The 20036-nt window shown below is 51.7% G+C and carries 22 protein-coding genes; 8 read left to right on the forward strand and 14 right to left on the reverse strand.

Going from position 1 to position 20036, the window contains the following annotated elements; translation table 11 throughout:
- Nucleotides 1-158 precede the first annotated feature (158 nt).
- Nucleotides 159-317 carry a DUF7331 family protein gene (locus NDI76_RS02010; RefSeq protein ID WP_310922318.1) on the reverse strand — a complete coding sequence of 53 codons (159 nt, stop codon included), beginning with the start codon at nt 315-317 and terminating at the stop codon, nt 159-161.
- Between the two features lie 382 nt (nt 318-699).
- On the opposite strand from NDI76_RS02010, the gene NDI76_RS02015 reads away from it, so the two are divergent.
- Nucleotides 700-1572 (forward strand): hypothetical protein, encoded by an 873-nt coding sequence (locus tag NDI76_RS02015; protein ID WP_310922319.1) that lies wholly within the window; start codon nt 700-702, stop codon nt 1570-1572.
- A 608-nt stretch (nt 1573-2180) separates the two neighbouring features.
- Here the strand turns inward: NDI76_RS02015 and NDI76_RS02020 are convergent.
- On the reverse strand, nt 2181-3413 hold the full coding sequence (locus tag NDI76_RS02020; RefSeq protein ID WP_310922320.1) for a hypothetical protein: 1233 nt from the start codon (nt 3411-3413) through the stop codon (nt 2181-2183).
- 238 nt (nt 3414-3651) lie between these two features.
- On the opposite strand from NDI76_RS02020, the gene NDI76_RS02025 reads away from it, so the two are divergent.
- A complete protein-coding gene (locus tag NDI76_RS02025) occupies nt 3652-4083 on the forward strand; it encodes a nucleotidyltransferase domain-containing protein (RefSeq protein WP_310922321.1) in 432 nt (143 codons plus the stop codon).
- A gap of 74 nt (nt 4084-4157) precedes the next feature.
- Here the strand turns inward: NDI76_RS02025 and NDI76_RS02030 are convergent, their stop codons facing one another.
- On the reverse strand, nt 4158-4283 hold the full coding sequence (locus NDI76_RS02030; RefSeq protein WP_310922323.1) for a hypothetical protein: 126 nt from the start codon (nt 4281-4283) through the stop codon (nt 4158-4160).
- Between the two features lie 290 nt (nt 4284-4573).
- Between NDI76_RS02030 and NDI76_RS02035 the strand changes: the two genes are divergently transcribed.
- Nucleotides 4574-4753 (forward strand): hypothetical protein, encoded by a 180-nt coding sequence (locus tag NDI76_RS02035; RefSeq protein ID WP_310922325.1) that lies wholly within the window; start codon nt 4574-4576, stop codon nt 4751-4753.
- 308 nt (nt 4754-5061) lie between these two features.
- The gene (locus NDI76_RS02040; RefSeq protein WP_310922328.1) at nt 5062-5661 is read left to right on the forward strand and encodes a DUF7437 domain-containing protein; all 600 of its coding nucleotides are present in this window, start codon (nt 5062-5064) and stop codon (nt 5659-5661) included.
- 283 nt (nt 5662-5944) lie between these two features.
- On the opposite strand, the gene NDI76_RS22550 is transcribed toward NDI76_RS02040, so the two are convergent.
- From NDI76_RS22550 to NDI76_RS02060, 5 genes are all read right to left on the reverse strand, one after another.
- Nucleotides 5945-6478: a GIY-YIG nuclease family protein gene (locus NDI76_RS22550; RefSeq protein ID WP_425498313.1), complete on the reverse strand. Its 534-nt coding sequence runs from the start codon at nt 6476-6478 to the stop codon at nt 5945-5947.
- 264 nt (nt 6479-6742) lie between these two features.
- Nucleotides 6743-7792 carry a hypothetical protein gene (locus tag NDI76_RS02045; protein WP_310922329.1) on the reverse strand — a complete coding sequence of 350 codons (1050 nt, stop codon included), beginning with the start codon at nt 7790-7792 and terminating at the stop codon, nt 6743-6745.
- Between the two features lie 478 nt (nt 7793-8270).
- Nucleotides 8271-8885, reverse strand: coding sequence for a hypothetical protein (locus tag NDI76_RS02050; RefSeq protein WP_310922330.1), 615 nt, complete (start codon nt 8883-8885; stop codon nt 8271-8273).
- Nucleotides 8886-10544: 1659 nt separating this feature from the next.
- Nucleotides 10545-10937, reverse strand: a complete 393-nt coding sequence (locus tag NDI76_RS02055; protein WP_310922331.1) for a DUF7342 family protein — start codon at nt 10935-10937, stop codon at nt 10545-10547.
- A 125-nt stretch (nt 10938-11062) separates the two neighbouring features.
- Nucleotides 11063-11755 carry a nucleotidyltransferase domain-containing protein gene (locus NDI76_RS02060; RefSeq protein ID WP_310922333.1) on the reverse strand — a complete coding sequence of 231 codons (693 nt, stop codon included), beginning with the start codon at nt 11753-11755 and terminating at the stop codon, nt 11063-11065.
- 313 nt (nt 11756-12068) lie between these two features.
- Between NDI76_RS02060 and NDI76_RS02065 the strand changes: the two genes are divergently transcribed.
- From NDI76_RS02065 to NDI76_RS02080, 4 genes are all read left to right on the forward strand, one after another.
- Nucleotides 12069-13079: a two-component system sensor histidine kinase NtrB gene (locus tag NDI76_RS02065; protein WP_310922335.1), complete on the forward strand. Its 1011-nt coding sequence runs from the start codon at nt 12069-12071 to the stop codon at nt 13077-13079.
- 596 nt (nt 13080-13675) lie between these two features.
- Nucleotides 13676-14050 (forward strand): ArsR family transcriptional regulator, encoded by a 375-nt coding sequence (locus tag NDI76_RS02070; protein ID WP_310922338.1) that lies wholly within the window; start codon nt 13676-13678, stop codon nt 14048-14050.
- 557 nt (nt 14051-14607) lie between these two features.
- Entirely contained in the window at nt 14608-15222 is a 615-nt protein-coding gene (locus NDI76_RS02075; protein WP_310922339.1) for a hypothetical protein, read from the forward strand.
- Nucleotides 15223-15285: 63 nt separating this feature from the next.
- Nucleotides 15286-15591, forward strand: a complete 306-nt coding sequence (locus tag NDI76_RS02080) for a helicase C-terminal domain-containing protein (protein ID WP_310922340.1) — start codon at nt 15286-15288, stop codon at nt 15589-15591.
- 562 nt (nt 15592-16153) lie between these two features.
- On the opposite strand, the gene NDI76_RS02085 is transcribed toward NDI76_RS02080, so the two are convergent.
- From NDI76_RS02085 to NDI76_RS02110, 6 genes are all read right to left on the reverse strand, one after another.
- Nucleotides 16154-16447: a hypothetical protein gene (locus NDI76_RS02085; protein ID WP_310922341.1), complete on the reverse strand. Its 294-nt coding sequence runs from the start codon at nt 16445-16447 to the stop codon at nt 16154-16156.
- A 168-nt stretch (nt 16448-16615) separates the two neighbouring features.
- Complete coding sequence (hepT, locus tag NDI76_RS02090) at nt 16616-17044, reverse strand: type VII toxin-antitoxin system HepT family RNase toxin (RefSeq protein ID WP_310922342.1); 429 nt, start codon at nt 17042-17044, stop codon at nt 16616-16618.
- The gene (gene mntA, locus NDI76_RS02095) at nt 17045-17479 is read right to left on the reverse strand and encodes a type VII toxin-antitoxin system MntA family adenylyltransferase antitoxin (RefSeq protein WP_310922344.1); all 435 of its coding nucleotides are present in this window, start codon (nt 17477-17479) and stop codon (nt 17045-17047) included.
- A gap of 205 nt (nt 17480-17684) precedes the next feature.
- Nucleotides 17685-18224, reverse strand: a complete 540-nt coding sequence (locus NDI76_RS02100) for an SLATT domain-containing protein (protein ID WP_310922345.1) — start codon at nt 18222-18224, stop codon at nt 17685-17687.
- Nucleotides 18224-19162, reverse strand: coding sequence for a CBASS oligonucleotide cyclase (locus NDI76_RS02105; RefSeq protein ID WP_310922346.1), 939 nt, complete (start codon nt 19160-19162; stop codon nt 18224-18226). The genes NDI76_RS02100 and NDI76_RS02105 overlap by 1 nt, the downstream gene beginning before the upstream one ends.
- Nucleotides 19162-19944, reverse strand: coding sequence for an apurinic/apyrimidinic endonuclease family protein (locus tag NDI76_RS02110; protein ID WP_310922348.1), 783 nt, complete (start codon nt 19942-19944; stop codon nt 19162-19164). The genes NDI76_RS02105 and NDI76_RS02110 overlap by 1 nt, the downstream gene beginning before the upstream one ends.
- Between the last annotated feature and the right edge of the window lie 92 nt (nt 19945-20036).

The raw sequence follows: 20036 nt of genomic DNA on the forward strand, positions 1-20036 counted from the left end.
CGCGAGGGCTTTCCCCCGAACCCCCCGACGACGACCTGTGAAGGGCCGCAGCAGGGACCGATACCGATCGACTCGCTATTCTGCCTGTCGTGACGAACTTGTGCTATCCGATCGCCCACCCGTCCCGGTCCCCCCCGGGACCGTCGTGGCTTCCCCCCTTAGGGTTCGATCGGAATCGAGACGGTCGACTGGATCCACGCGCTTTCGTTGTCGTGGTCCTGGATGACGACGACCGTTTCGTCGTCAGACTCGTACTCGATGTACTGATACTCCCCGTTCGTTTCCCCCTCGTCTGCCGAGTTTGTTGGTGTCTTCATCGTTTGTGTCGACCTCCCCACCGTCTCTGTGGCACGTCGTTCGACACTCTCACCAATGGGGTATGGTCATATACCGGTACTGCCTATCTGTATAGCTATCCGGAACGACCGGTACTATAATGCGTAGAACGTCCGCTCCTAATAGTATAATTGAGCTACAGTCACTAAAGTATTACTATACACTAAAATTACACTTCTTGGGCAGGTATCAACCGGGGTAGCCACCTGTCGGATAGAGGGAGGGAACCTCACATATCCTTCTGCTGGCCGAACACTCGGCGTCTTATTTTTGTACAGTCATACAGTTATCTCTTCAGAATCGCACGAAATAATCGGCAAGATTCAACTCGAATAACTGTCATTTGTTAACTGGTGTCATACTATGAACTCCGACCGACGGACGTTCCTGCACGGTCTCGGTGTCGCCACCGCGGGAAGTATCGCCCTTAGTTCCACCACGGCGGCGAAGAGAGGTGGATTTCCGCCTTCCGGCACGACCGCGTGGGGAGAGTCCTACGAAATCGGCGAGGGAGAGATCAGCACCTTCTCGACGGTGACCCCGTCGGGAAATCCGAAGTATGTGGGCATCCACCTCTCCGACGGCGCTCTCGCTGACCTCCCGTACGCGGATGCCTTCGAGGACGGTGAGGTCGAAGACGGTGTACAGAATCACGGCTTCTGGTCGCTGCCGTTCGATCTCGACTTTCCGGACGACGTGCCGGCACCGTTCGAGTACGCCGGTCTCGGGTGGAACCCCCAGGGTCACACGCCCAAGGACGTCTACACGAAACCTCACTTCGACGTCCACTTCTACTTCGAGAACCGGAACACCATCGGCGATATCGGAATCAATCCCGAGACCGGCGAGCCGTACGTTATCGACGCCGAGGACATCGCGGACGGTCAGATTCCCGACGGATACTCCCTGCTCGAGGGCGGACTCGTCGTCCCCACCATGGGCGCCCACCTCGCCCCGACAGACGCTCCCGAACTCGACGACGAGGAGTGGTTGGAGACGCTCATCTGGGGTGTGGCCGACGTCGACGGCGACGACGCGTACGAACTCAACTTCATCGAACCGATGGTCACTGTCGACTACCTCGAGAACCACCTCCGCGGCGTCGTGCGTGATGCGGTCGCTCAACCGGACGCTTATCCGCAGGACGGTCACTATCCGACCAGATACGAGATTCGTGATCTCGGGGGCGGCGGCGACGTCATCGCGCTGACCGACTTTGCGGAACGGCGGGCGTAGCGGCGCCTCAATCGTTTTTCCGCCTTTAACCGTTATTCGGCCGGGCGGTCAACGACCAATGGGGGCCGAAGAGAGAATCGAACCTCACTCGCTCACTGCGTTCGCTCGCTGGTCCATCTCGCCGTACGGACTTTCCGCTCCTCACTTCGTTCGCAGACAGAAAGGTCCGGGTGCGAGAATCGAACCCGCGTCTCAGCCTCCACAAGGCGGGTTCAAAATCTGACCATATATGCTTAGGTCTGTCTCTCCCACAGATGAGATTCTGTAGGCTGCTGAACGAGACTTATCCGCGTATACGTTATAATCCCGCGGTCGACTGAGCATATATGTATCGGCCTACGATTGCGCCGCTTCTATGACCTCATCGTCGACATCAAGGAAAGCTTCCCCTTTTGGCCCAAGTCGATATATCGCAGACTGAGGTGAATCTTTGACCACCCAACCTTTGTCCTGCATCTCACGTAAGACTCGACGTACTGTGTGCCTCTCGGGGGGCTGGAAGTGCAGCTCTCGCAGCTTAAATTTACCACGATTAACGAGCATAGTTAGAACCTCGTCCCAAGCGTCGTCACGAAGGGTCATTAGCTGCGTTTAGGTTACGTCCGGTATTATCGTTTATTGAACCATCGTCGCACTCCCGGAGTGTCTGTTTGGACATACCGCAGCGCTGTCTCAACACGGTTAATCCGTAACTGTGTCATCAGTGCACTAATTCCTGATTCATTTGCGATGTGAGTACCAACCCCCCGTCTTATCATGTACCAGCCATTCTCGCGATTCTCTACATCAATACCTGCTTCTCGCTGTAGAGGTATCATGACGCTACGTCTGAGCGTACTCTTGTTGTAAGGATTGCCCCTGTTGTTCAGCCAGATTTCTTCTCGCTCTTGCTTTTCGCCGTTTTCGTCTTCACAGTAGTACTCTGAACGCTCTGCTCGCTCTTCGAGCCAATGATTGAGCACCCGTACAGTATCTCGGGACAGCTCACATCGCCAGTTGTTTTTCCCGTCTTTGGTGTCCTCTGTATGAGGTATGCTGAGGAAGGCGTCATCGGGGTCCTCAATATTGAGCCACGACATTTTCGACTCCCTGATTTCGTTCGGTCGGAATCCAACGTCGCAACTGACGTAGACGAGACTTGGTATTAACCACGAATCTGCCCCATCCCAATCTTCATCTCTCAGTTCGTACTTCGGTTTTCCAAGCCTCTGAGAGAGATGCACTGCCCATTCCTCGGCCTCCTCTGGGGACAGGCTCTCTTCAGATGGAACAGTGTGTATCTTCAACGAGGCTGACTTGAGCCTCTTCAGCTCTGTTGGCGTGTTCCAATCTGTGAACTTCGAATTCTTCTTCTGCTCGTTGATTCTCTTGTAAATCTTCTCACTCTTCGGGATACTCCACTCTATACTCTGGTATTTGAGAATGAGAGCAACGTTGTTAACTGTCCTTCTATTTGTACTAAGCTGGTTATCATTCTGTAAGAGCTCGAACCAATACTCATTGAGGTGGCTCTTGCTGAACTTGGTGGTAAAGCTGTACTTCCCGTAGAACCACTCACAGAACCGGTCAACACGATTGATTATATCTCGCATTGAATTCGGCGAGTAACCTTCTCGGAAGTAAGGTTCTTTACCCCGGTCGTAGGCCCAACACGCAAAGTCAAGCCGCCACTGTTTGAACAGCTCTAACTCTTTGCGATTGAGATTTTTCCTTATCTCTTCACGGACTGGGGGAAGCCCCAGTTCTTCTTCGGTGTATTCCGGCACCGGAACATCCTCGAACGGATTGTCTTCGTCAAACGGGTTCTCTTCGTCGAATGGATTGTCTTTGTCGACTGCCATCTGTTTCTTACCTCACCACTGCGATGAGGCCTGACCAAATATGCTTTACTATCTACCCCGCGACTATATAGATGGCGTTTTCATGACTCTGGAGGCTTGTGAACGCGCTATACAAAATCTACTGTATTTTAAAACCACTCATATTTGCATGGGTGGGGGTACTGAACCTCGGGTCAACTGTGTGATGGCTGGGTAACACAGCGACGACATTTTGCCAGATGCCACTGTCAGTGACAGTATGACTGGAAAGAGTGGGAAGAGCCCTGAAGAGATAGCTGAGATTACTGGCGGAGATATCGAGGAGATTCGCGCAGCGTTTGAGTCTGTCCGGATAATTCGAGCTCCGGAAAATACGGATACTGAGGACATTGCAACCCATGTCCGCTCAATAGCCGCTCGGAACGACCTGACTCTCGACAAGGTCATTGTCTACGGCTCGGTCGCTCGGCAGGAGGCAACTTCTGAGAGCGATGTTGACCTCGTCGTTGTCTCTGCTGACTTTGTTGATGTGGGTTTTCACGAGCGCGCAGGCGGCATCTACTGGGAATGGGATACTGACCGCTATCCGGTTCCGGACCTTATCGCACTGACGCCGGAAGAATTCGAGCAACGGAGGATGCGGGAAGGAGATGTGGTTCAAATTGCCGCTCAACAGGGACTACACTTCTGAATCGCCCATCTGAAATTTCGTGTTCTTTCAGTAGACGCTTCAAGTGGTCGTGGGCACTGAGGCTCTCAACCCTTTCATCCATCACCTGTTCCGAATATCTCTTCAAGTTCTCTGGTCGAATACCCGTACTTCTGGTTGCTTTCGCGGGCGAGTCGAATTGATTCGATTTGCTTCTGGGTCTCGGTTTTGCCGTCAGTCATGTGCGTCAAGCTCTGTTAGGATTTCGTCGATACTGTGGGATATATGTCTTCTTTCGTTCACTCAGTTCGGGATGTGTACGCGAGCAGATGCTGTTGAAGACGAATGCTATCATAGTCCAATGGCTCTGTCGATGATAGTTTGTTGAGGCCGTGCTGAATAGAGAGCGCGAATCGGTCAGCGGTTCCGCGCTCGACGTGACCGAACTGAATCGCTCAGTAGAGAGGGTGTATTGAGCAACAGGGCTTGAAAGAGAAACTATATTTATCCAAGAATTCTTATACTTTATACTATGGAAATTGACTATCGGGATGGGGTTACTATCGCGGCTTCCTCGATGGGTATGTTGCTCGGGGCGCTTGTTGCGTTCGCTTTCGAGTCCGAGCTTGTTCTTGTCTGGATGGTTGCAGGGCTTGTTGCTGGTGCAGGTATTAGCGCGTATCTCTTTTACATCGACGAAAAGTCTCTCTAACCAACTTGCATCCTCTAGTCAGCACAAATACAGACATCACTGAGACCAGATAAAACGTTCAGCGATAGATTCGCACGTCCCTATTGAACGGCTATTTCGCAAACAACGGCGTGAAACCAATCCAGTCGTGTGCTGAATACACCCTCTGTAGTCAGCACGCAACTTCTATCAGTATTTGAGGGTTTCAACAGAGCCGCTTTGTAGTACCCAGAGAAAACGCTAAGGTGCAGTGAGGTTGGGGCCGTTACAGCGGAAATGCGCGCTCATCATCGGGTAGATTCGAGTCAGTTGGAACCCAACTGGAGACCATGCAAAACGCCTCGAATACTCCACAGTTCATGGATACTGCTCAGAGCTTCTTTGCCGTTGGAGAGTTGCTAAGCAAGTCCGACCTCCCTCGCTTGTATACTGACTTGCTGATTAACTCGCCAACGACACTCGCTGCTTCACAAGAGAGATTAGAGCTCTCAGAGAACACTACTCGCAGTTGCGCGACGACACTGTTCGAGATTGGTCTTGCTGAGCAGACAGAGGGCGAGTGGACTGTATCTACTGTAAGCGGCAGTTGGACTATAGAGGCTACTATCGAGATTGGGCCAGTCGTTATCGCGGCCTACGGCGCAACGAACGTCGATGATGACCTCGGTCGCTATACCGACCGTCACGGACGAGCAGCTCTCATTCCGGCTGTCCAAGCGACTGTCGATTATCTCAAAGGTGACCTGACGCGCCGGGGAGCGGCAGAGAAACTCGGTGTTTCGACGGTAGAAGGGATTGCAGTCACACAGGCAATTGAGCCAATTGTGGCTGTGGTACGGGACGTTGACCCGCTATTCAGAGACGTTTTGTTCGAGGTCGACGTGCATGAGCGAGCGCTTGATAAAGCACCGTACCACGTTGTGAACTGAGATAGTTCGCGAAACGCGTACGTCGGTAGTCTTCCGACGAACTCAAAGCTTGAACAGGCTTCAACGCGTATTTCTTGGAACAACTTCCCTCAGGAATGGCATTAAGATGTTTTCAGGGTCAATGTACCCTTCGACGAGCGTCCCAGTGCGAGGCTGGTTGCATGCTGATGTTAGTGTGTAGGAGTTGTTCTCCAGAGTGGCACCGATAATGCGTGCATAGAGTTCTCCCACCGTGACCCTTGCCGAGTTGTCTGGTTCGAATAGAATTTCTGCTGTCTCAAGCCTACAGCTGGTAAACGTAGTCGTTTGGGAATCTATCTCGTAGTTGGTTTGCAACTTCTTTCTCAGCTCTCATCGCTTCTTGGAATGATGGCCACCACGATACGTCAAGCAACCGTACAGGGCGGAAGACCGTCGTGAAATGTGCTCCCGCGTTACCGGGTGAGTTCAGATGCTGATTGAGACGATTCAGTAGGTTGACCGTCATTCCGACGTAGATGAGCCTGTTCGCCTCATCCACGTGGCCCTCCCAAGGCTTGCCAACTCGTCCGAGATAGTTCAACGCAGTCTGCCTGTACGATGAATTCTTGAGACACTCCAGCACGTATACCGCATCTGTTCTAGGCTCTCCTGTACAGAAAGGGAGGCATTCGGCAACGATAGTAGAGGGACTGGTCTCGTGAATGAATGGTGCGGGGACTCCTGACTCTTCATAGCTGTCTGAAGGAATGCGGTTGACCACATCTTGGACGAGGTCAGTGAGAGCCTCACGCCGGTGAGACGGAACAATTGGGGACCCATCGGCGCAGTAGTGCATATGTATCTTTGTTCCTAACTGTATCTCTGTATGATAAGTATTCTGCTCACTCCGACCTCTGTCTGGTGTCTACAGACTCCAACTGGAGTAAACGTCTGAGCTTAGCTCTTTGTGTTATCTGACAGGAAGCCAGTCAACAGTGGCTACGGCAGGCCACTCGTGCTTGTTCGAGGTACGAAGTCAAATTCTCGCGGTTGTACTACGCAGCTACTCAGCAAGTAGACCGTTTGACCGTAGGCTGCCGAAAAATTGAGCCCGGTTAGTTCAGTTCGCGTCTGCCCCGAGGACGCCCGTACCGGTTGCCGTCGCGCCTTGGTTCGCCGCGCTGACCGTGACCTGCGTTTTTTCCATCAGCACCGCCGGATGGTCGTTGGCGATACGCTGGAGTCCGGCGTATCCGACATTCTCTTCGGGCCACGTGGTCGGGTCGCCATTCGCATCGTAGAACGGGTAGCCGTCCTCGCCGTTCATCGCGAGCGGGTCGGCGTTCACGCTGTCGTCGTTGTGGCGGAGCGACACCGTAAATCGCAGACCGATGTGCGACTCCACTGTACTCCCGTCGTCGCTGCTGTCAAGGAGCGACGTGCCTCCAGCAGGACCGTAGGTGCCGTTCAGGAAGTTCCCACCACCGCTGACGCTGATGCCGCTGAGGTACTGTCCGGGGTTCTCTTGCCCTTGACTGTCCACGTCATCATTGCTCTCGGGGAGCCCCGCATATTCGGGTCGCCCGTGTTCGTCAGAGAACAGCATGATGGGCGGAATTTCCGAATCGGGGATGGACGTGCCTTTGAAGTAGTCGCCACTCCGATTCGTCAGTTCCGACGACCGACTGTACACGGGAGCCCTCCCGCTGTTGGGGTACGCACCGTGCGTTCCAGAGTCCGTGAGCGTCTCGGGGTAGTACTCGTTGTTGAACAGCCACGGCGTCTCTCGGAATACGGGGACGTAGCTGTCGTCGAGAAGCGGGTAGCCACCGTAGTCGTTCCCGAGTGCGTCGTAGATATCCTGCCGCAGGCCATCTATCTCAGCTTCCCAGTCGGGGTGGACTACACCGCCCGGTCCCTGTTCGAGACGTGCTTCGACGAGGACACGCAGTTTATCGACAGACTGGTCGAAGCCGTCCCACGTAACGCGCAGCTTCGGCTTGATGAAGACGTTCGAGATGTTACCCGTGTCGTTGGGGACGACACCCGCGTCGTCGCTGTCGATAGTGAGCTCAGACGTAGCCGCGCTCGCGGAGAGCGACCCAACACCGATACCTGCAGTTGCGATTCCAGCCGCACCGATTCCTTTGATGAAAGTTCGTCGTTCCATGTGTTTTCAGATTCGGACCCTCACCACCCCGTCACCCCAAACCGAGTGAGTGTGGCGGATGTCCGATATATCCCGATAAGAGGTTGTCAGTATAGTTACAAGCAGAATCACGAAGCTCATCGCACGAATTAAGCACTCTTAACGAGTAATTGAGCGGTTCTGGGTAATCTTGGCAATGCGGTTAACTACGAGCTTCACTCTATCAGGGACAACCATACCACAACCATCTAGACTTCCAAACTTCACCCGCACTCCATAATCAGCACTCCCACAACAAAACATCAAAAAGGGTTTCAATAGGGTCAAGCATGGACTCGGGATGCTCAACGACTAATAGATGATTCACTCAGAAATCCTATTATCGGGAGTCAATTGATGGGGTAGGCGAATTCTGTTCGATGTGTCGCGAACGTCGTAATGTGTAGTAGTAACTGAATCAAACCAGCAGATACAGATTCGAGAGAGCACCAGATACTTCTCAGGTATCCTCGTAGAACTCTTGCGTGAGGTCTACGCCAGCGCGTGACCTTTCTCGAAACTCGGCTCGCTTTGTTTCCATTACCTCCTTCGGTACGTCGCATTCGTGCAGAAGATAGCGAAGCGTTGCGACCTCGTAATAGATGTCCTCTAGCACGAAATCGGACATCCTCTGATACTTATTAGCAATGTCTTCAACCTCACCTCTGAGCTCTTCTAGTTGCCCTCTGAGAGCAGACAGTGATTCCGCGAAATCATCGAACTGCTCTTCATCAAGGACAATCTGCGCGGTTTCGTCTTTGTCGTCGTCGAAGAAACCGTGATAGATTGTATCATGGGCGTATTGAGTTAGCTCCATGATTTTCGGCGGGTTGGCGTAAGCAGTCGTCTCATCATATCCTGCGAGTTCCACAAGCCCGGCTCGTACGAGAATGCCATCTGAGCGAATTCTCTGTTCGACCTTGTGTTTCGGTAGACCCGTTTCACGTCGAATGACAGCAGAGTTCGCTTGGCGACGACGGTTGAGTACCTGAAGAATTGCTACCGAGGCACTATCGTAATCAGAGGCCGTCAATTTGGATGGGTCAGATGGGACGTTTGTCTTATTCGCCTTCATAATTTTCAATCGGTGAACAACTGCAAAGATATTGTCCGCACCATTGTGCGTGGTATGTCTGGTACCTTGCACCGCCAACATAGAGACGCAGTATAGAACAGCATATAATGAGCTCCTCGACTTCCCTCTGTGGGGGCACCCCCGTCTAGAAGAGAAGTCACACGTTATGGACTGGTCTCTCTACCGGTTCAACATCTCTGGATGCTACGATGACAAATACGATTATTGGTGTGCGACTCAAGAAACTAATATGGACTCGGACGACCGTGTGGAGGCGACAACCGAAGACGCCAACGTTCGGTCAAATACAGTCCGACCGTGGCGGTATTCTCTCTTCCAGATACTCCGACGCTGGTTCGGAGGAGAAAACTAGTTCTCATTAGTGGCGCTCCCGCTGGTACCACAGTTTGACACCCAGCACGGTGACCGTGGTCTAAGCAAGTGGATTCTGCTCCCGGGAACCGAATGACTGGAACAACAGCAGCCCGAGAGACACAGACATAGCAAACAGAGTAATGGCTGTCACGAGTTTGCCAGTCAAGGCACCAGACATAGCAGAGAGACTCAGACTAACCGTGAGAGCGGCAGTAGCAACGATGAGCATAGAGATTGGTCCCCTATTATCCATACTGGAGAGGACGAACTCCCCACCAAAAATATCGACGACAGAGGGAATCCGTTATTGATGTAGAGCTCACGCCACACAACTAGTCTGGCGCTTCCAAAGACAGGCCGCGGCACGAATCTATAGAGTTGGATTGAGCGCGAGAATTTTGAGGATGGCTCTGTTGAATCCCTCAGATACGGACAAGAGTTGTGTGCTGAATATAGAGGCTGTATGCAGCACGACGAGTTCGTTTATTTCAGGGGCTTCGTTCTGGACTATCCGTTAGGAAGTTCGTGCGAATCTCTCATGCACTTCTGTCAGTTTGCATTTCTCACCCAAATCTACTGAAGTTCACTTGCTCCGGGCCTGTCGTGACTGGCTCTCCGTCAGTAAGACAGGGTGAATCAACGCCTCGGTCGAACTGACCGTTTGAATTCCCATCGTGATACAGCACGACCTCTACGGTGTGTTCGCCCGAATAATTCGCGTTCAGGTGGATTCCCGCTCCGTCGGTTTCAACACCATCACCGTCCGTATTGTTTTCGTACTTAGCTCCCTCTGGAGAGCCATCGATGTGCGCGACCACGAGGAAACTGGTGTTTGGAGGGACGTAGTAGCCGACACGGACGAGATTCTGGTCCCAAGCCCCCGGTGGTTGAGATTGACCCCAAAACCCGACCCAAAGGTCATCTCCGCAGGGTACTCCGCCCGACGTTAGATTGAGCGAGGGTACCGGGGTACTGGCCGGTGATTCGGTGGTTTTGGTGGGTGGTTCTGTCGTAGGTGGTTCGGTAGGGGACGTGGCTGGACTATTCGTGGAGACACAGCCAGCGGTTACCACGATTACGACCAACACCACAAGGAGAGCAAGACGCATATCGGTAAACTTGACTTGCAGACGAAATGATAAATGCTTTGTCTGTACCTATCGCTCTGTTCCCTCCCCAACCCACAACTGGGGAGTGACCGATACGCGCTCTCTATTCAGCACGGTCTCAACAAACTATCATCAGTAGAGGGTTTCAACAGAGCTGTGAGGACGAGAGTCAAGGTCACTTATTCCCCTCCTGTTGAAGATTGAGTGCTGCGCGGGCAAACACAAGATTTCTCCGCGTTGTTTCGTCTGGTTCGTCCATCGCCTCCATCTCGTGAACTCGCTCCAGCAGGACCTCGCGGTCGTCAACGCGGTCTAAGATGTCACGAGCCTGCTCGTCGACCACTGACTCCCAGTTTCGCGTCCACTCGTCTTCGTCAACGTGGTCAATAAACCCCTCCTCCTCCATCTTAGTGAGATGCTCCTCGGTCTTTGACTCAGAGACGTGGGCTGTCGCTGCGATGTCTGAGAGAGGTCGCGGTTCGTACGAGCGACGCATCACCTCGCGGACGCGGTCGTACGGTGTAGTCTCGTCAACCCATTCCGAAATGACCTGCTCGTTCACGTCCATTTGAGTAGAAATCAACCGCGTGGATAATTAGCATGGGGGTGGCTTGTGAAGGTGAAGTGTTGTTCTTCGTTGAAGTCGTCAAATCCCAGCCGAGGTTTAGCTGGGGACGAATCCGACACTACCATTCACTCATTGACGCTACCGTGCAAAATCATACTGTAGATGGTGTCGAACCCGCCTGTTCGGTGGGTAACGATACTGTTCTGGAGGATTTCCCGTAGGTCTTCTACGTAGTTCGGCACGGCTTGCAAACCCTCAACATCAATGTCGAAGGCATATCGATTGCCGTCAAAAGTGTTCTCTTCAAGGGACTTCCTGACTTGATTCGCCCGCCGCTGATTGCTCATCCTGTTTTCACGCACTAATACCCAGATGTCAATATCACTACGGCGGTCAGCTTCTCCATGGGATACACTCCCGTAGAGGACAACGGCAAGGACACCATTGAGTTCCTCTATCAGTGCTTCTGTCGCAGCCTCTACCGGAGCATGAAACTCTGACTGAGGGATTTGGAGATAGGGACTATCTGGAATGGTCAATCGGTTCCGATTGATTTGTACGAGACGACGCGAACCATCGCGCTCCTCAACAACAAGGTCGTTATTTGAGAGGCAATCGACTGCTTTGGTAATTGTCGGTCGTGTGTAGTTGACTGCTTCAGCGATGCCTGTCATTGAGAACGATTCGTTGTGATGTCGGGCTAAATAGAGAAGAATGTCATCAGCGGCTTTTCCTCTGAATAATCGACTATCTTGAAGAGGAATATCAACCGCTATTTGAGCCCCATTACTGGAGTTGTCGTTCGTATCTGTTTCCATTGTAAAGCGAGTCCACACAGAAGATTTTAAAGTTTATATGTATCAGAGCGGCTCTGTTGAAATCCGCTGCCGGTGATAGTTTGTTGAGGCCGTGCTGAATAGAGGGCGCGAATCAGTCACGGGCTCAATACCCAGTCTGAGAAAATTGCATCACTCAGAACAGGGCGCGTATCTTGCATGGAAATCTCCAAAATTAATCAACTCAGATTGGAAACATAGCAGATATAAAGAATACAACTGTAATAGTTCGAGGTTGTACGAATTGATATTTTCACAGACATTCTTAAGTGTCTACCCTAATGTTCTCTCGGTAATGGGTCCGAAAGTGGAGGGAGAGGACTTTGAAAAACTCATTACACATACTGTCGATATATTAACTGTATTAGATGGTGAGGGCGTCATCCAGTATGAAAGTCCGTCTGTCGAGCGTGTTATCGGCTATAAACCGGATGAGCTTGAGGGCGAAAATGTATTTGAGTACATACATCCCGACGACCGACAGAAAACCATCGAGACGTTCTATGAGGTAACTGAAGCAGATGTAGGTTACACTACTGGGGGCGTCGAATTACGATTTCGACACAAGGACGGGTCGTGGATTTGGTTTGAGGCCCGAGGGAGTAATCAGACGGCGAGTGTGCTTGAGGGGTACGTGATTTCTTCTCGTGATATTTCTACCCGGAAGGAGTATGAACAACAACTAAAGCGAGAACGAGACCGTCTTGACCGATTTGCCGGTGTTGTCTCTCACGACCTCCGTAATCCTTTGAATGTGGTCCAAGGACGATTAGAACTTGCTCAAGAAGACTGTGAGAGTGAGCACCTTGATAAGATGAAAGGGTCTGTCGATAGAATGGATGAGTTGATTGATGACCTTTTAGCATTATCACGAGAGAGTGAGTCCGAACCAATCTTAGACGCTGTGAGCATCCACGAAATAAGTGAGAAGTGCTGGCAGAATCTTTGTACCAAAGGGGCGACCCTCAATATCGAGACAGGAGAGAACATCATAGCTGATGAAAGCCAATTAAAGCAGGTGATTGAAAATCTCTTCCGCAATGCGATTGAACACGGGGGAGAAGACATAACAATCACAATAGGTGTGTTAGATAATGGGTTCTACGTCGAGGATAACGGTCGGGGTATCCCTGAAGACGCCCGTGACTACCTTCTCGAATTCGGATTCTCAACGGAGACTGACGGGACCGGATTCGGTCTCAGTATCGTGAACGAAATCATTGAGAACCACAACTGGGCCCTGAATGTTGCGGAAGGGAGGGAGGGTGGTGCGAGGTTTGAACTTAGAAACGTTACGTTCGCCTAATGATAGGCCGACAAATGAGTAACAGCAATTGGGACGACCATCGTCGGATTTGTCGGCCTCACGGCTGGTTGAGTCCTTCGTCATCGCTTCCGTCGTCATGCTCGGCGCACTTGTCGTTGGATTCTTAATGTTTACTGGCTCCTCAATGAAGATGTCGCGTGCGACTGAACGACCCACCCTACAAGCTATCCAAATAGGATGCTGATTGACATGAACCACGTGACTATTAGATGAGACATCCGTAATTCGGGAGTTGTCGTTTTAGAGATTCTTGCGATTGGCCACTGATTGGTTATCAGTATTTTGGGGAGGAAGCGTAACGTTCGCACCTCCCTGCTGAACGGCTGTTTACAACCAAAGGGACGAAACGAACAGCAATGACGTGCTGCATACACCCTCTGTATCTTGCACACCACCACTGACAGTGGTTGAGGAGTTAGCTGACCGCCTGCAGAATACAATCCAGCAAGTAGCAGTGGGGGGTCTGCACATGAAGCGGAAGTCCGCAACAATCTCTCGTCACAATAGAACGGATTTCTATCCAACCGGAACGGGCAACAAAATAGACCCGGCTATTTACTACCGAGTGACCGAGTATGAGCATGGCGACAGATATCGCTATAGCGACCGACAAGGACCACGCCGATATTCTCGCAGATGTCGTCGGCCACCCGGCAGGAGCACCGACTGTCGAAGAACTCGACTATATGTGCCCAAACTTCGACGCAGAAGAGATTCGTCGCCATCTGAGTACGCTTCAACGCGCGGGTATCGTTCAAATTAGCGAACTTGAGTCGGTCTCTTCGCCTTCAGGTTCCCCGACTCAATTCGTCAAGCTGACCAATGACGCGCGTGAGCGACTCAACGCCGAGGGTTTGTTCCCTCAGGAAGCGTGGCAGCGACAATACACCGCCGTTGAGAAGCCACCTCGAATCAAAGAGCTTGAAGCGTTACCACGGCCCCAGTCGTGACTTTCCTCCGTACAAATTCTGGCCTCGTCCTCCCACTAAGACCTCGTTACGGGTCGCTCTCGTGACTGCACCGTTGGAGATGAAGCTTCTCGCGTATCTCCCGTGCTGAGACCTTAGTCCCACACTTTTCACACCGATAGAACTCATCTGATTCGTGTTGATATACGAGGGAACCATCAGTCAGTTCCCGTGGCCATGTTGTCATAAGAGACCAGAGACAGGCAAACTGCAATGGTTTTATTCAGGACAAAATCTCTGGACCAAAATGTCTACTTCAAATATGCACCCGTAGAAAAGAGGACTGAAAATCAATGACTCTGCGTGATGAGGCTTGGAACACCGTTCTAGAGCAGATTGTCCGAACTGGAAAATTCAAAATCACAGACCTCCCATTCAGAGAAAATGAGCGAAGCACTGTCAGACGAGTTCTCAAAGAAGCCGAAGCATTTGACTGGCTAACAAGAGACTCCTGTGGGAGCTCTATCTGGCGGGCAGGTCCCAAAGCCGAGATGCTGATGAATCTCAGCGAGCACAAACTGGAACAAGCACGGCAGTAAATGAACATCAAGAGACGGAGCGCCGAAGCTGCGCTGAACATCCCACCTCCCGGCAAACACGAAAATAGCCGACTGAAAAGTTTGATAGAGAGAGAGTATCTCTCATTGGAAACCGCAACCTTCCAGTTTAATGAGATTCCGACATCCGAATTTGCGCGTGCTCGTCGAGCAGTGGCCGGGTCTGTCGTACTGACTCCCCTCCACGCCGACCTGAAGGCAGTGGCGACATGGTATCTACAGCGACAAGGCGTCTCCAACATCGCTTATGAACCCTGCTACCCCGGTAGTTCTCGACGTGCAGACGTTGCAGAAATCTCACAAGGATTTTACGCCGAAGTAGGACAGGTTGAGGACTTATCGCGGGTCTATGAGCAGTTGGGCATAGATGTCGTGATGCGCGGGAGCTCTGTTTCCTCGGTTCTCAGGAGATATCCCACCGACGAAGACCCAACCGATGACGTGAACGCCATCCTGTCCATTCCGTTTCCAGTGGCTGATTCCTACGCCCGAGCATGGACACTCGACGAGCTCTCAGTTCATACCTTTACTCGGGGAGCGAAGGTTCCGACAACCCCAAATCGGCGAAATCCGTGGTGGGGAAAAGAATCTATCTGAGACCTCTGCCCGAAAGGAAGACCATACGGTCAGATACGGAACTGGCAACTGAGCGACCGAGATATGTTCTTCTCGCCCGCCGCGACCGACGGCGTGGACCTACCGGGCGACGAGTGCCGCTGGCAGGCGCTCGTGAAGGTACCCTACCCGCAACCGAGCGACCCGCGGGTACGATTCCTCTTAGACGAACATAGCGCGTGGAACTGGTACTACGAGATAACGTCGCAGGACGTACAGCAGGCCGTTGGACGCGGCGTACGAAGCATGGAAGACGAGTGCTCTTTCTACGTCCTTGACGCGTCGTTCTTCGACGTACTCGGTCGTGCGTCCGTTCCGAGTTGGTTTGAGGAGGCAATTGTCGAAACATAGCATACTGCTACTTCCCCGAGCGCCACCTTACGTCAATAAGTCTATTAGCATACTGTGTGAACGGTTTCTTAAATTGGGAATATTCGACATTACGGTAGAGAATATCGGAGGCAGCGTCGAAGGAATGCGTAGTATAGTCAAGCATCCGCATGTGGTTCTCTCGTTCGTTCCGCCGATTCTATCTGCATACGTCTATTATGAAAGCCAGTATTCACCAGTCCTAACATGGGGTCTATCATCTGTTACCTATCCTGCGTATATTATTGTCATGGAGTATCGAGTAGACCAACAAGCTACTCGCATGAGCGTCGGAGAACTGAGCGTTACATTCTCGACGCTTGCTAGAGTCTTCAATATTATATCTATTATATTCAGAGGAATTTGGATGATTTCCATATTACTAACTACGATTGTATTATTTCAACATGTTGGCTCAGAATCTCCATTTCTAGTCGGTGTCTTGTTCTTTTCAGCGTTCTTCACAGCATACGTTATAATTGACCAGATTGCATATTTATCGTTACTTGCAGCACCCCAGAATGACGAGTAGAGTCTTCAGAACCTATATATTCAGTCGAAAGACACTCTCCCGGTACTTCCTCTCTATCCGGTCGTAGTGCGGATGTAGATACTCGTCCATCGCCGCTCGGTCCTTCATCTTCTCGACCCTGTCGCCCCGCATATACTGAATCTCCTCGTACTCGAACGCGTCCACGTCGAACCGCCAGAACGACGTGAAGAAGTGACGCCCGAAGCGCGACGTAACCGGCCGGTACTCCGCCGTCTCCTCGTACTCCGACTGGAAGTGGCGCTTCCAGACCTGATTGATAGCGTCCTTATCCTCATGCTCGTGCATGGTTTCCGAGAGAACCCACAGCTTCCCATCAGAGGCCCGGACGAACAGGTAGTCACAGGCATCCGTCGCACTTCGTCATTGACTAGGTGTACCACCGGAACCTCCCTTGAACTCAATCTGGATGAGGAAGCGCCCCCGTCTAACTGTAATACTCAGGCGAGTAGATAGTCACGAGTCGAGCTGCTGGAACCACTGAGCGAGTTCCTGCTGAAACTGCTCGAACCAGTGGAGGTCGTTATGGAGAACATCATACACAACATCGTGGTCAATATCTCCATATCGGTGTGCGAGGATATTCCGAAACCCGATGGCCTCTTCCATTCTCCCTTGTGTTTCGGGCGAGAGGATGTCCGCATTCCCAAGGGCTTGCATCTCCTGTTTCGCCGTTCCACTCGGAGAAAGGTCCTCTTCCGAGCGGATGTGCTGAGCAAGGTCGATGCATGCTTGGACGAGGTTCATCAACGTTCGTTCGACGGCTCGTTGCATGACCACGTCCTTGACGTACTCTTCCTTCGACATCCCACGCATCTGCTTCAGGTCGTCAGTGTACTGGTTGATATACCGTAGCTTGTCTACAATGACATCGTCATCAACCATCTACGTATCTCCACGAGCTAGTCGGTCGATGAATTCTCGGCGTTCCCGTTCTCGGTCAGCTGCAGTAGCCTTGTACTCCTGCTTTACTTGTTCTTGGTACGACTTGACTGCCTGTTCATCGCCAACGAGAACGATACCGTCTTGGAGCGCAGCGTGAGCAACTGGCGTTGGGAGTGAGCTGATATCGCTCACGTCGACGAAACCTTCGGCGTACTCCTGCAGATGAGCATCGATACGGTTGCGAAGACGGAACCGTTCGTGGGCGTCCATATCATCGGGAAATTGGAGGGCAATATCCACATCGGATGAATCATGGGCTGTCCCTCGGGCGTGTGAGCCGAACAGTAAAGCAAAGACAATCCCCGTCTGGACGAGATACTCACTCATCTCCTTGGTATTCACGCCTTCAACGGTTGGCTCGCCCCCACTCGACATACAAGGATGTTCGAGAGCCGCCATTAATACATTTGCGTCCACTTCCAGCTAGAATACGTTATTGCGTCTCGGTGGCCCAGTATCGGCTATTCCAGTATGGGGCAACCTATCCATCTCGCGCTAACAGTTGTATCTCAATTCTTCTTGAAACATTGAATCAGGACTCGGACCAATTGTTAAAGACGAATCAATTTTTCGCTGAAAGTTACTCCTGTCTTCCGGACAAGGCGTCGCGTGTCGCAGGTGTTGTTGTGATTTCTTCCTGTATCCGCTCTTCTCCTTTCCACTTGATATACTGATACCAGATTTCACTAGCGTCTGGTGTCGTCTGATTAAGCTCTCGACGGTCATCACTGAGCCGACTGAACTCCGCTTTCACTTCTTCATCGCTTAGCTCAGATGAGGTAACCGTAATCATCAGAAAATCTCGGTACTCGTCGAATAGTGAATGGTAGCGGCGAGCAGACCGTCGAAATTCTTCTGCTCTGTCTTCCAAATGAGTGCCTCTGCGATAACCAGTGACCGCTGCAATGAGTAGTGCCGGGAAGGCAATGTACTGGTTGGGCATGACTTCCCAAAAGCTATTAGCGAGAATAAGAGCAGCAGCCGCGAACATCACTCCATCTAATACCCGAGATAGGGTTCGGTAGAAATTGGCCGCTGCGAAGTGCTGTTTGTACGTGTAGCAAATTGAATCGGCCTTGTTTTCTGCTCGGTGGCGTAGCTTACCTCTGAGGTCCTCCATCAGTCTACGTCCTCCCCGAGTGCCTCCCCATATTTCTCATTCGCTCCTTCTGTGTCTCCACTCTGTCGGCACTTTTTCGCCTCGCGCATCTTCCTTCGAGCTGTCTTGGCCTTTCTGATAGCTTCCCTTCGGTTCGACTGGTCCATGCTCGAATCCAATCGGTCGCCGTTAACTGGGTCTCGCGTACCACGGGATACTCGACGAGGGAGTTCTTCGACGAACCCTTCAACTAATTCTTCCGTTGAGGCATTCTTGTCTGGATGGTTGTGGACGTAGTCATACGCCATCACCTCCATATGATATGAGCTGACAGGGATACTGCGGTTCTCACGGAGTTTTTTCGCAACTCGCGAAACCTTCTGGAGCCGCCCACCACGCGCATTGTCGACTGCTTCAAACCTCTGTTTGTACCCTCTCGGGTTCGTCCGAACCCATGAACGACCCTTACTGTAGGTATCCGGAATTTTGTAGCCACCGGCTCCGTCGCTGAACGCGGGTGCGACCTCTACAGTAAAATCACTGAATTGAACGCTTACAACGTTACGGTCAATACTGACTTTTGAATTTGGATACTTTTTCTCCAGCACTCGCTTCACCGCGCGTAAGCAGTTCCTCGACCCGTTCTCCCCTTGTTCCCACTCGCCATGTTTCTCACGGCTCAAAACAACCATTACGTCTGTATCTGAGTCTTCAGAGAGAGGACCAACCATAGTCCCGCGCGTAAAGGACCCGAACTGGTGGCTCTCTACGATTTCTATTTCCTCATCTAATATTTGTTCAAGACGTTGTCGTCGTTCGTCGATTGTCTTGCCCTGCCGGTTTGTTGGTCCTACTGCATCAGCGTAGTCATCCAAAGAAGTCTGCTCAGAGGAATCACCGGTAGACTGGTCTCTTGACTGATTTCCCGGATGGTTCGGAGGAGCGATTCCGGACCCCATCACACCCACCCCCGTACATGCTCAAACGCATGGAGGGGCTGCTGTCCAATACACAAAGTTGAATCGACCTGTTGACTCCAAAGGTCGTAGTTCCTTGCTGCCTCCTGAACTGAAACAACACGTGGGTTTGAGTTGCGCAGCCAGCGCTGACCGGCGAGGCCGGTCACACACGGAGGGAAATTCGATACTAGGTTCTCTGACTGGAAACCAATCAACATCATATCTTCGGGTTCGTATTCAATCGAAATCCGCTGGATACGCTCTAGGAGCTCCTTGTAACGGTATCCGTAGGTGAAATACTGTACGCAGTAGTATGCGACTCTCGTACAGCTGAGGTCGTCAAACGCGTCATAGCATAGCCCTCGTTCATACTCCGTCTCACCTTTGACTAACGGGACTACCTCAACACCAGCATCTCGAAACTTGGGGATAATATCCAAGAGGTCAGCGACGTACGCTCGTACCGTCTCAATGCGTTGTACACGCGCATCAAGGTCGTAAACTGGGCGGTCACAAGGAACAATTGCGTCAGCGCCAAGACGCTTCGCTAACGCTAATTCTCGTTCAGGGAACCACTCCTCCAACTGTTCATCGGGAATCGTCGAGGATAGAATGACCTTCGCTTTCAGTTCGCTTAGGTCGATACCATTCTGGTCTAAGCGACGAGCATTAGGATAGCTAATCATCACAGCATCAATTGTTTGTGAGGCATCACTGAGTTCGAGATGCTCAGATTTCGATTCTATCCGAGGAATTGCTCCTCTCAGATACTTACCTCCCATCTATGTGCTCCCTCTGTCGCTTCTCTTTCGTCATTTGGCGTTGGTCATCCTATCAATTGAGGCGATAGTAAATATATTGTACTAGAAACAAC

It is taken from the genome of Halogeometricum sp. S1BR25-6 (assembly GCF_031624495.1).
Lineage (GTDB): Archaea > Halobacteriota > Halobacteria > Halobacteriales > Haloferacaceae > Halogeometricum > Halogeometricum salsisoli.

What these genes read in the sequence shown, in the direction of transcription:
- NDI76_RS02060 (WP_310922333.1), bottom strand. Translation starts at nt 11,755, where the DNA reads ATGGAAACAGATACGAACGACAACTCCAGTAATGGGGCTCAAATAGCG.
- mntA (WP_310922344.1), bottom strand. Translation starts at nt 17,479, where the DNA reads ATGTCGAGTGGGGGCGAGCCAACCGTTGAAGGCGTGAATACCAAGGAG.
- NDI76_RS02030 (WP_310922323.1), bottom strand. Translation starts at nt 4,283, where the DNA reads ATGACTGACGGCAAAACCGAGACCCAGAAGCAAATCGAATCAATTCGA.
- NDI76_RS02015 (WP_310922319.1), top strand. Translation starts at nt 700, where the DNA reads ATGAACTCCGACCGACGGACGTTCCTGCACGGTCTCGGTGTCGCCACC.
- NDI76_RS02055 (WP_310922331.1), bottom strand. Translation starts at nt 10,937, where the DNA reads ATGGACGTGAACGAGCAGGTCATTTCGGAATGGGTTGACGAGACTACA.
- NDI76_RS02050 (WP_310922330.1), bottom strand. Translation starts at nt 8,885, where the DNA reads ATGAAGGCGAATAAGACAAACGTCCCATCTGACCCATCCAAATTGACG.
- NDI76_RS02070 (WP_310922338.1), top strand. Translation starts at nt 13,676, where the DNA reads ATGAGCATGGCGACAGATATCGCTATAGCGACCGACAAGGACCACGCC.
- NDI76_RS02065 (WP_310922335.1), top strand. Translation starts at nt 12,069, where the DNA reads ATGGGTCCGAAAGTGGAGGGAGAGGACTTTGAAAAACTCATTACACAT.
- NDI76_RS02045 (WP_310922329.1), bottom strand. Translation starts at nt 7,792, where the DNA reads ATGGAACGACGAACTTTCATCAAAGGAATCGGTGCGGCTGGAATCGCA.
- NDI76_RS02105 (WP_310922346.1), bottom strand. Translation starts at nt 19,162, where the DNA reads ATGGGGTCCGGAATCGCTCCTCCGAACCATCCGGGAAATCAGTCAAGA.
- NDI76_RS22550 (WP_425498313.1), bottom strand. Translation starts at nt 6,478, where the DNA reads ATGCACTACTGCGCCGATGGGTCCCCAATTGTTCCGTCTCACCGGCGT.
- NDI76_RS02075 (WP_310922339.1), top strand. Translation starts at nt 14,608, where the DNA reads ATGAACATCAAGAGACGGAGCGCCGAAGCTGCGCTGAACATCCCACCT.
- NDI76_RS02025 (WP_310922321.1), top strand. Translation starts at nt 3,652, where the DNA reads ATGACTGGAAAGAGTGGGAAGAGCCCTGAAGAGATAGCTGAGATTACT.
- NDI76_RS02040 (WP_310922328.1), top strand. Translation starts at nt 5,062, where the DNA reads ATGCAAAACGCCTCGAATACTCCACAGTTCATGGATACTGCTCAGAGC.
- NDI76_RS02085 (WP_310922341.1), bottom strand. Translation starts at nt 16,447, where the DNA reads ATGCACGAGCATGAGGATAAGGACGCTATCAATCAGGTCTGGAAGCGC.
- NDI76_RS02080 (WP_310922340.1), top strand. Translation starts at nt 15,286, where the DNA reads ATGTTCTTCTCGCCCGCCGCGACCGACGGCGTGGACCTACCGGGCGAC.
- NDI76_RS02100 (WP_310922345.1), bottom strand. Translation starts at nt 18,224, where the DNA reads ATGGAGGACCTCAGAGGTAAGCTACGCCACCGAGCAGAAAACAAGGCC.
- hepT (WP_310922342.1), bottom strand. Translation starts at nt 17,044, where the DNA reads ATGGTTGATGACGATGTCATTGTAGACAAGCTACGGTATATCAACCAG.
- NDI76_RS02110 (WP_310922348.1), bottom strand. Translation starts at nt 19,944, where the DNA reads ATGGGAGGTAAGTATCTGAGAGGAGCAATTCCTCGGATAGAATCGAAA.
- NDI76_RS02020 (WP_310922320.1), bottom strand. Translation starts at nt 3,413, where the DNA reads ATGGCAGTCGACAAAGACAATCCATTCGACGAAGAGAACCCGTTTGAC.
- NDI76_RS02010 (WP_310922318.1), bottom strand. Translation starts at nt 317, where the DNA reads ATGAAGACACCAACAAACTCGGCAGACGAGGGGGAAACGAACGGGGAG.
- NDI76_RS02035 (WP_310922325.1), top strand. Translation starts at nt 4,574, where the DNA reads ATGGAAATTGACTATCGGGATGGGGTTACTATCGCGGCTTCCTCGATG.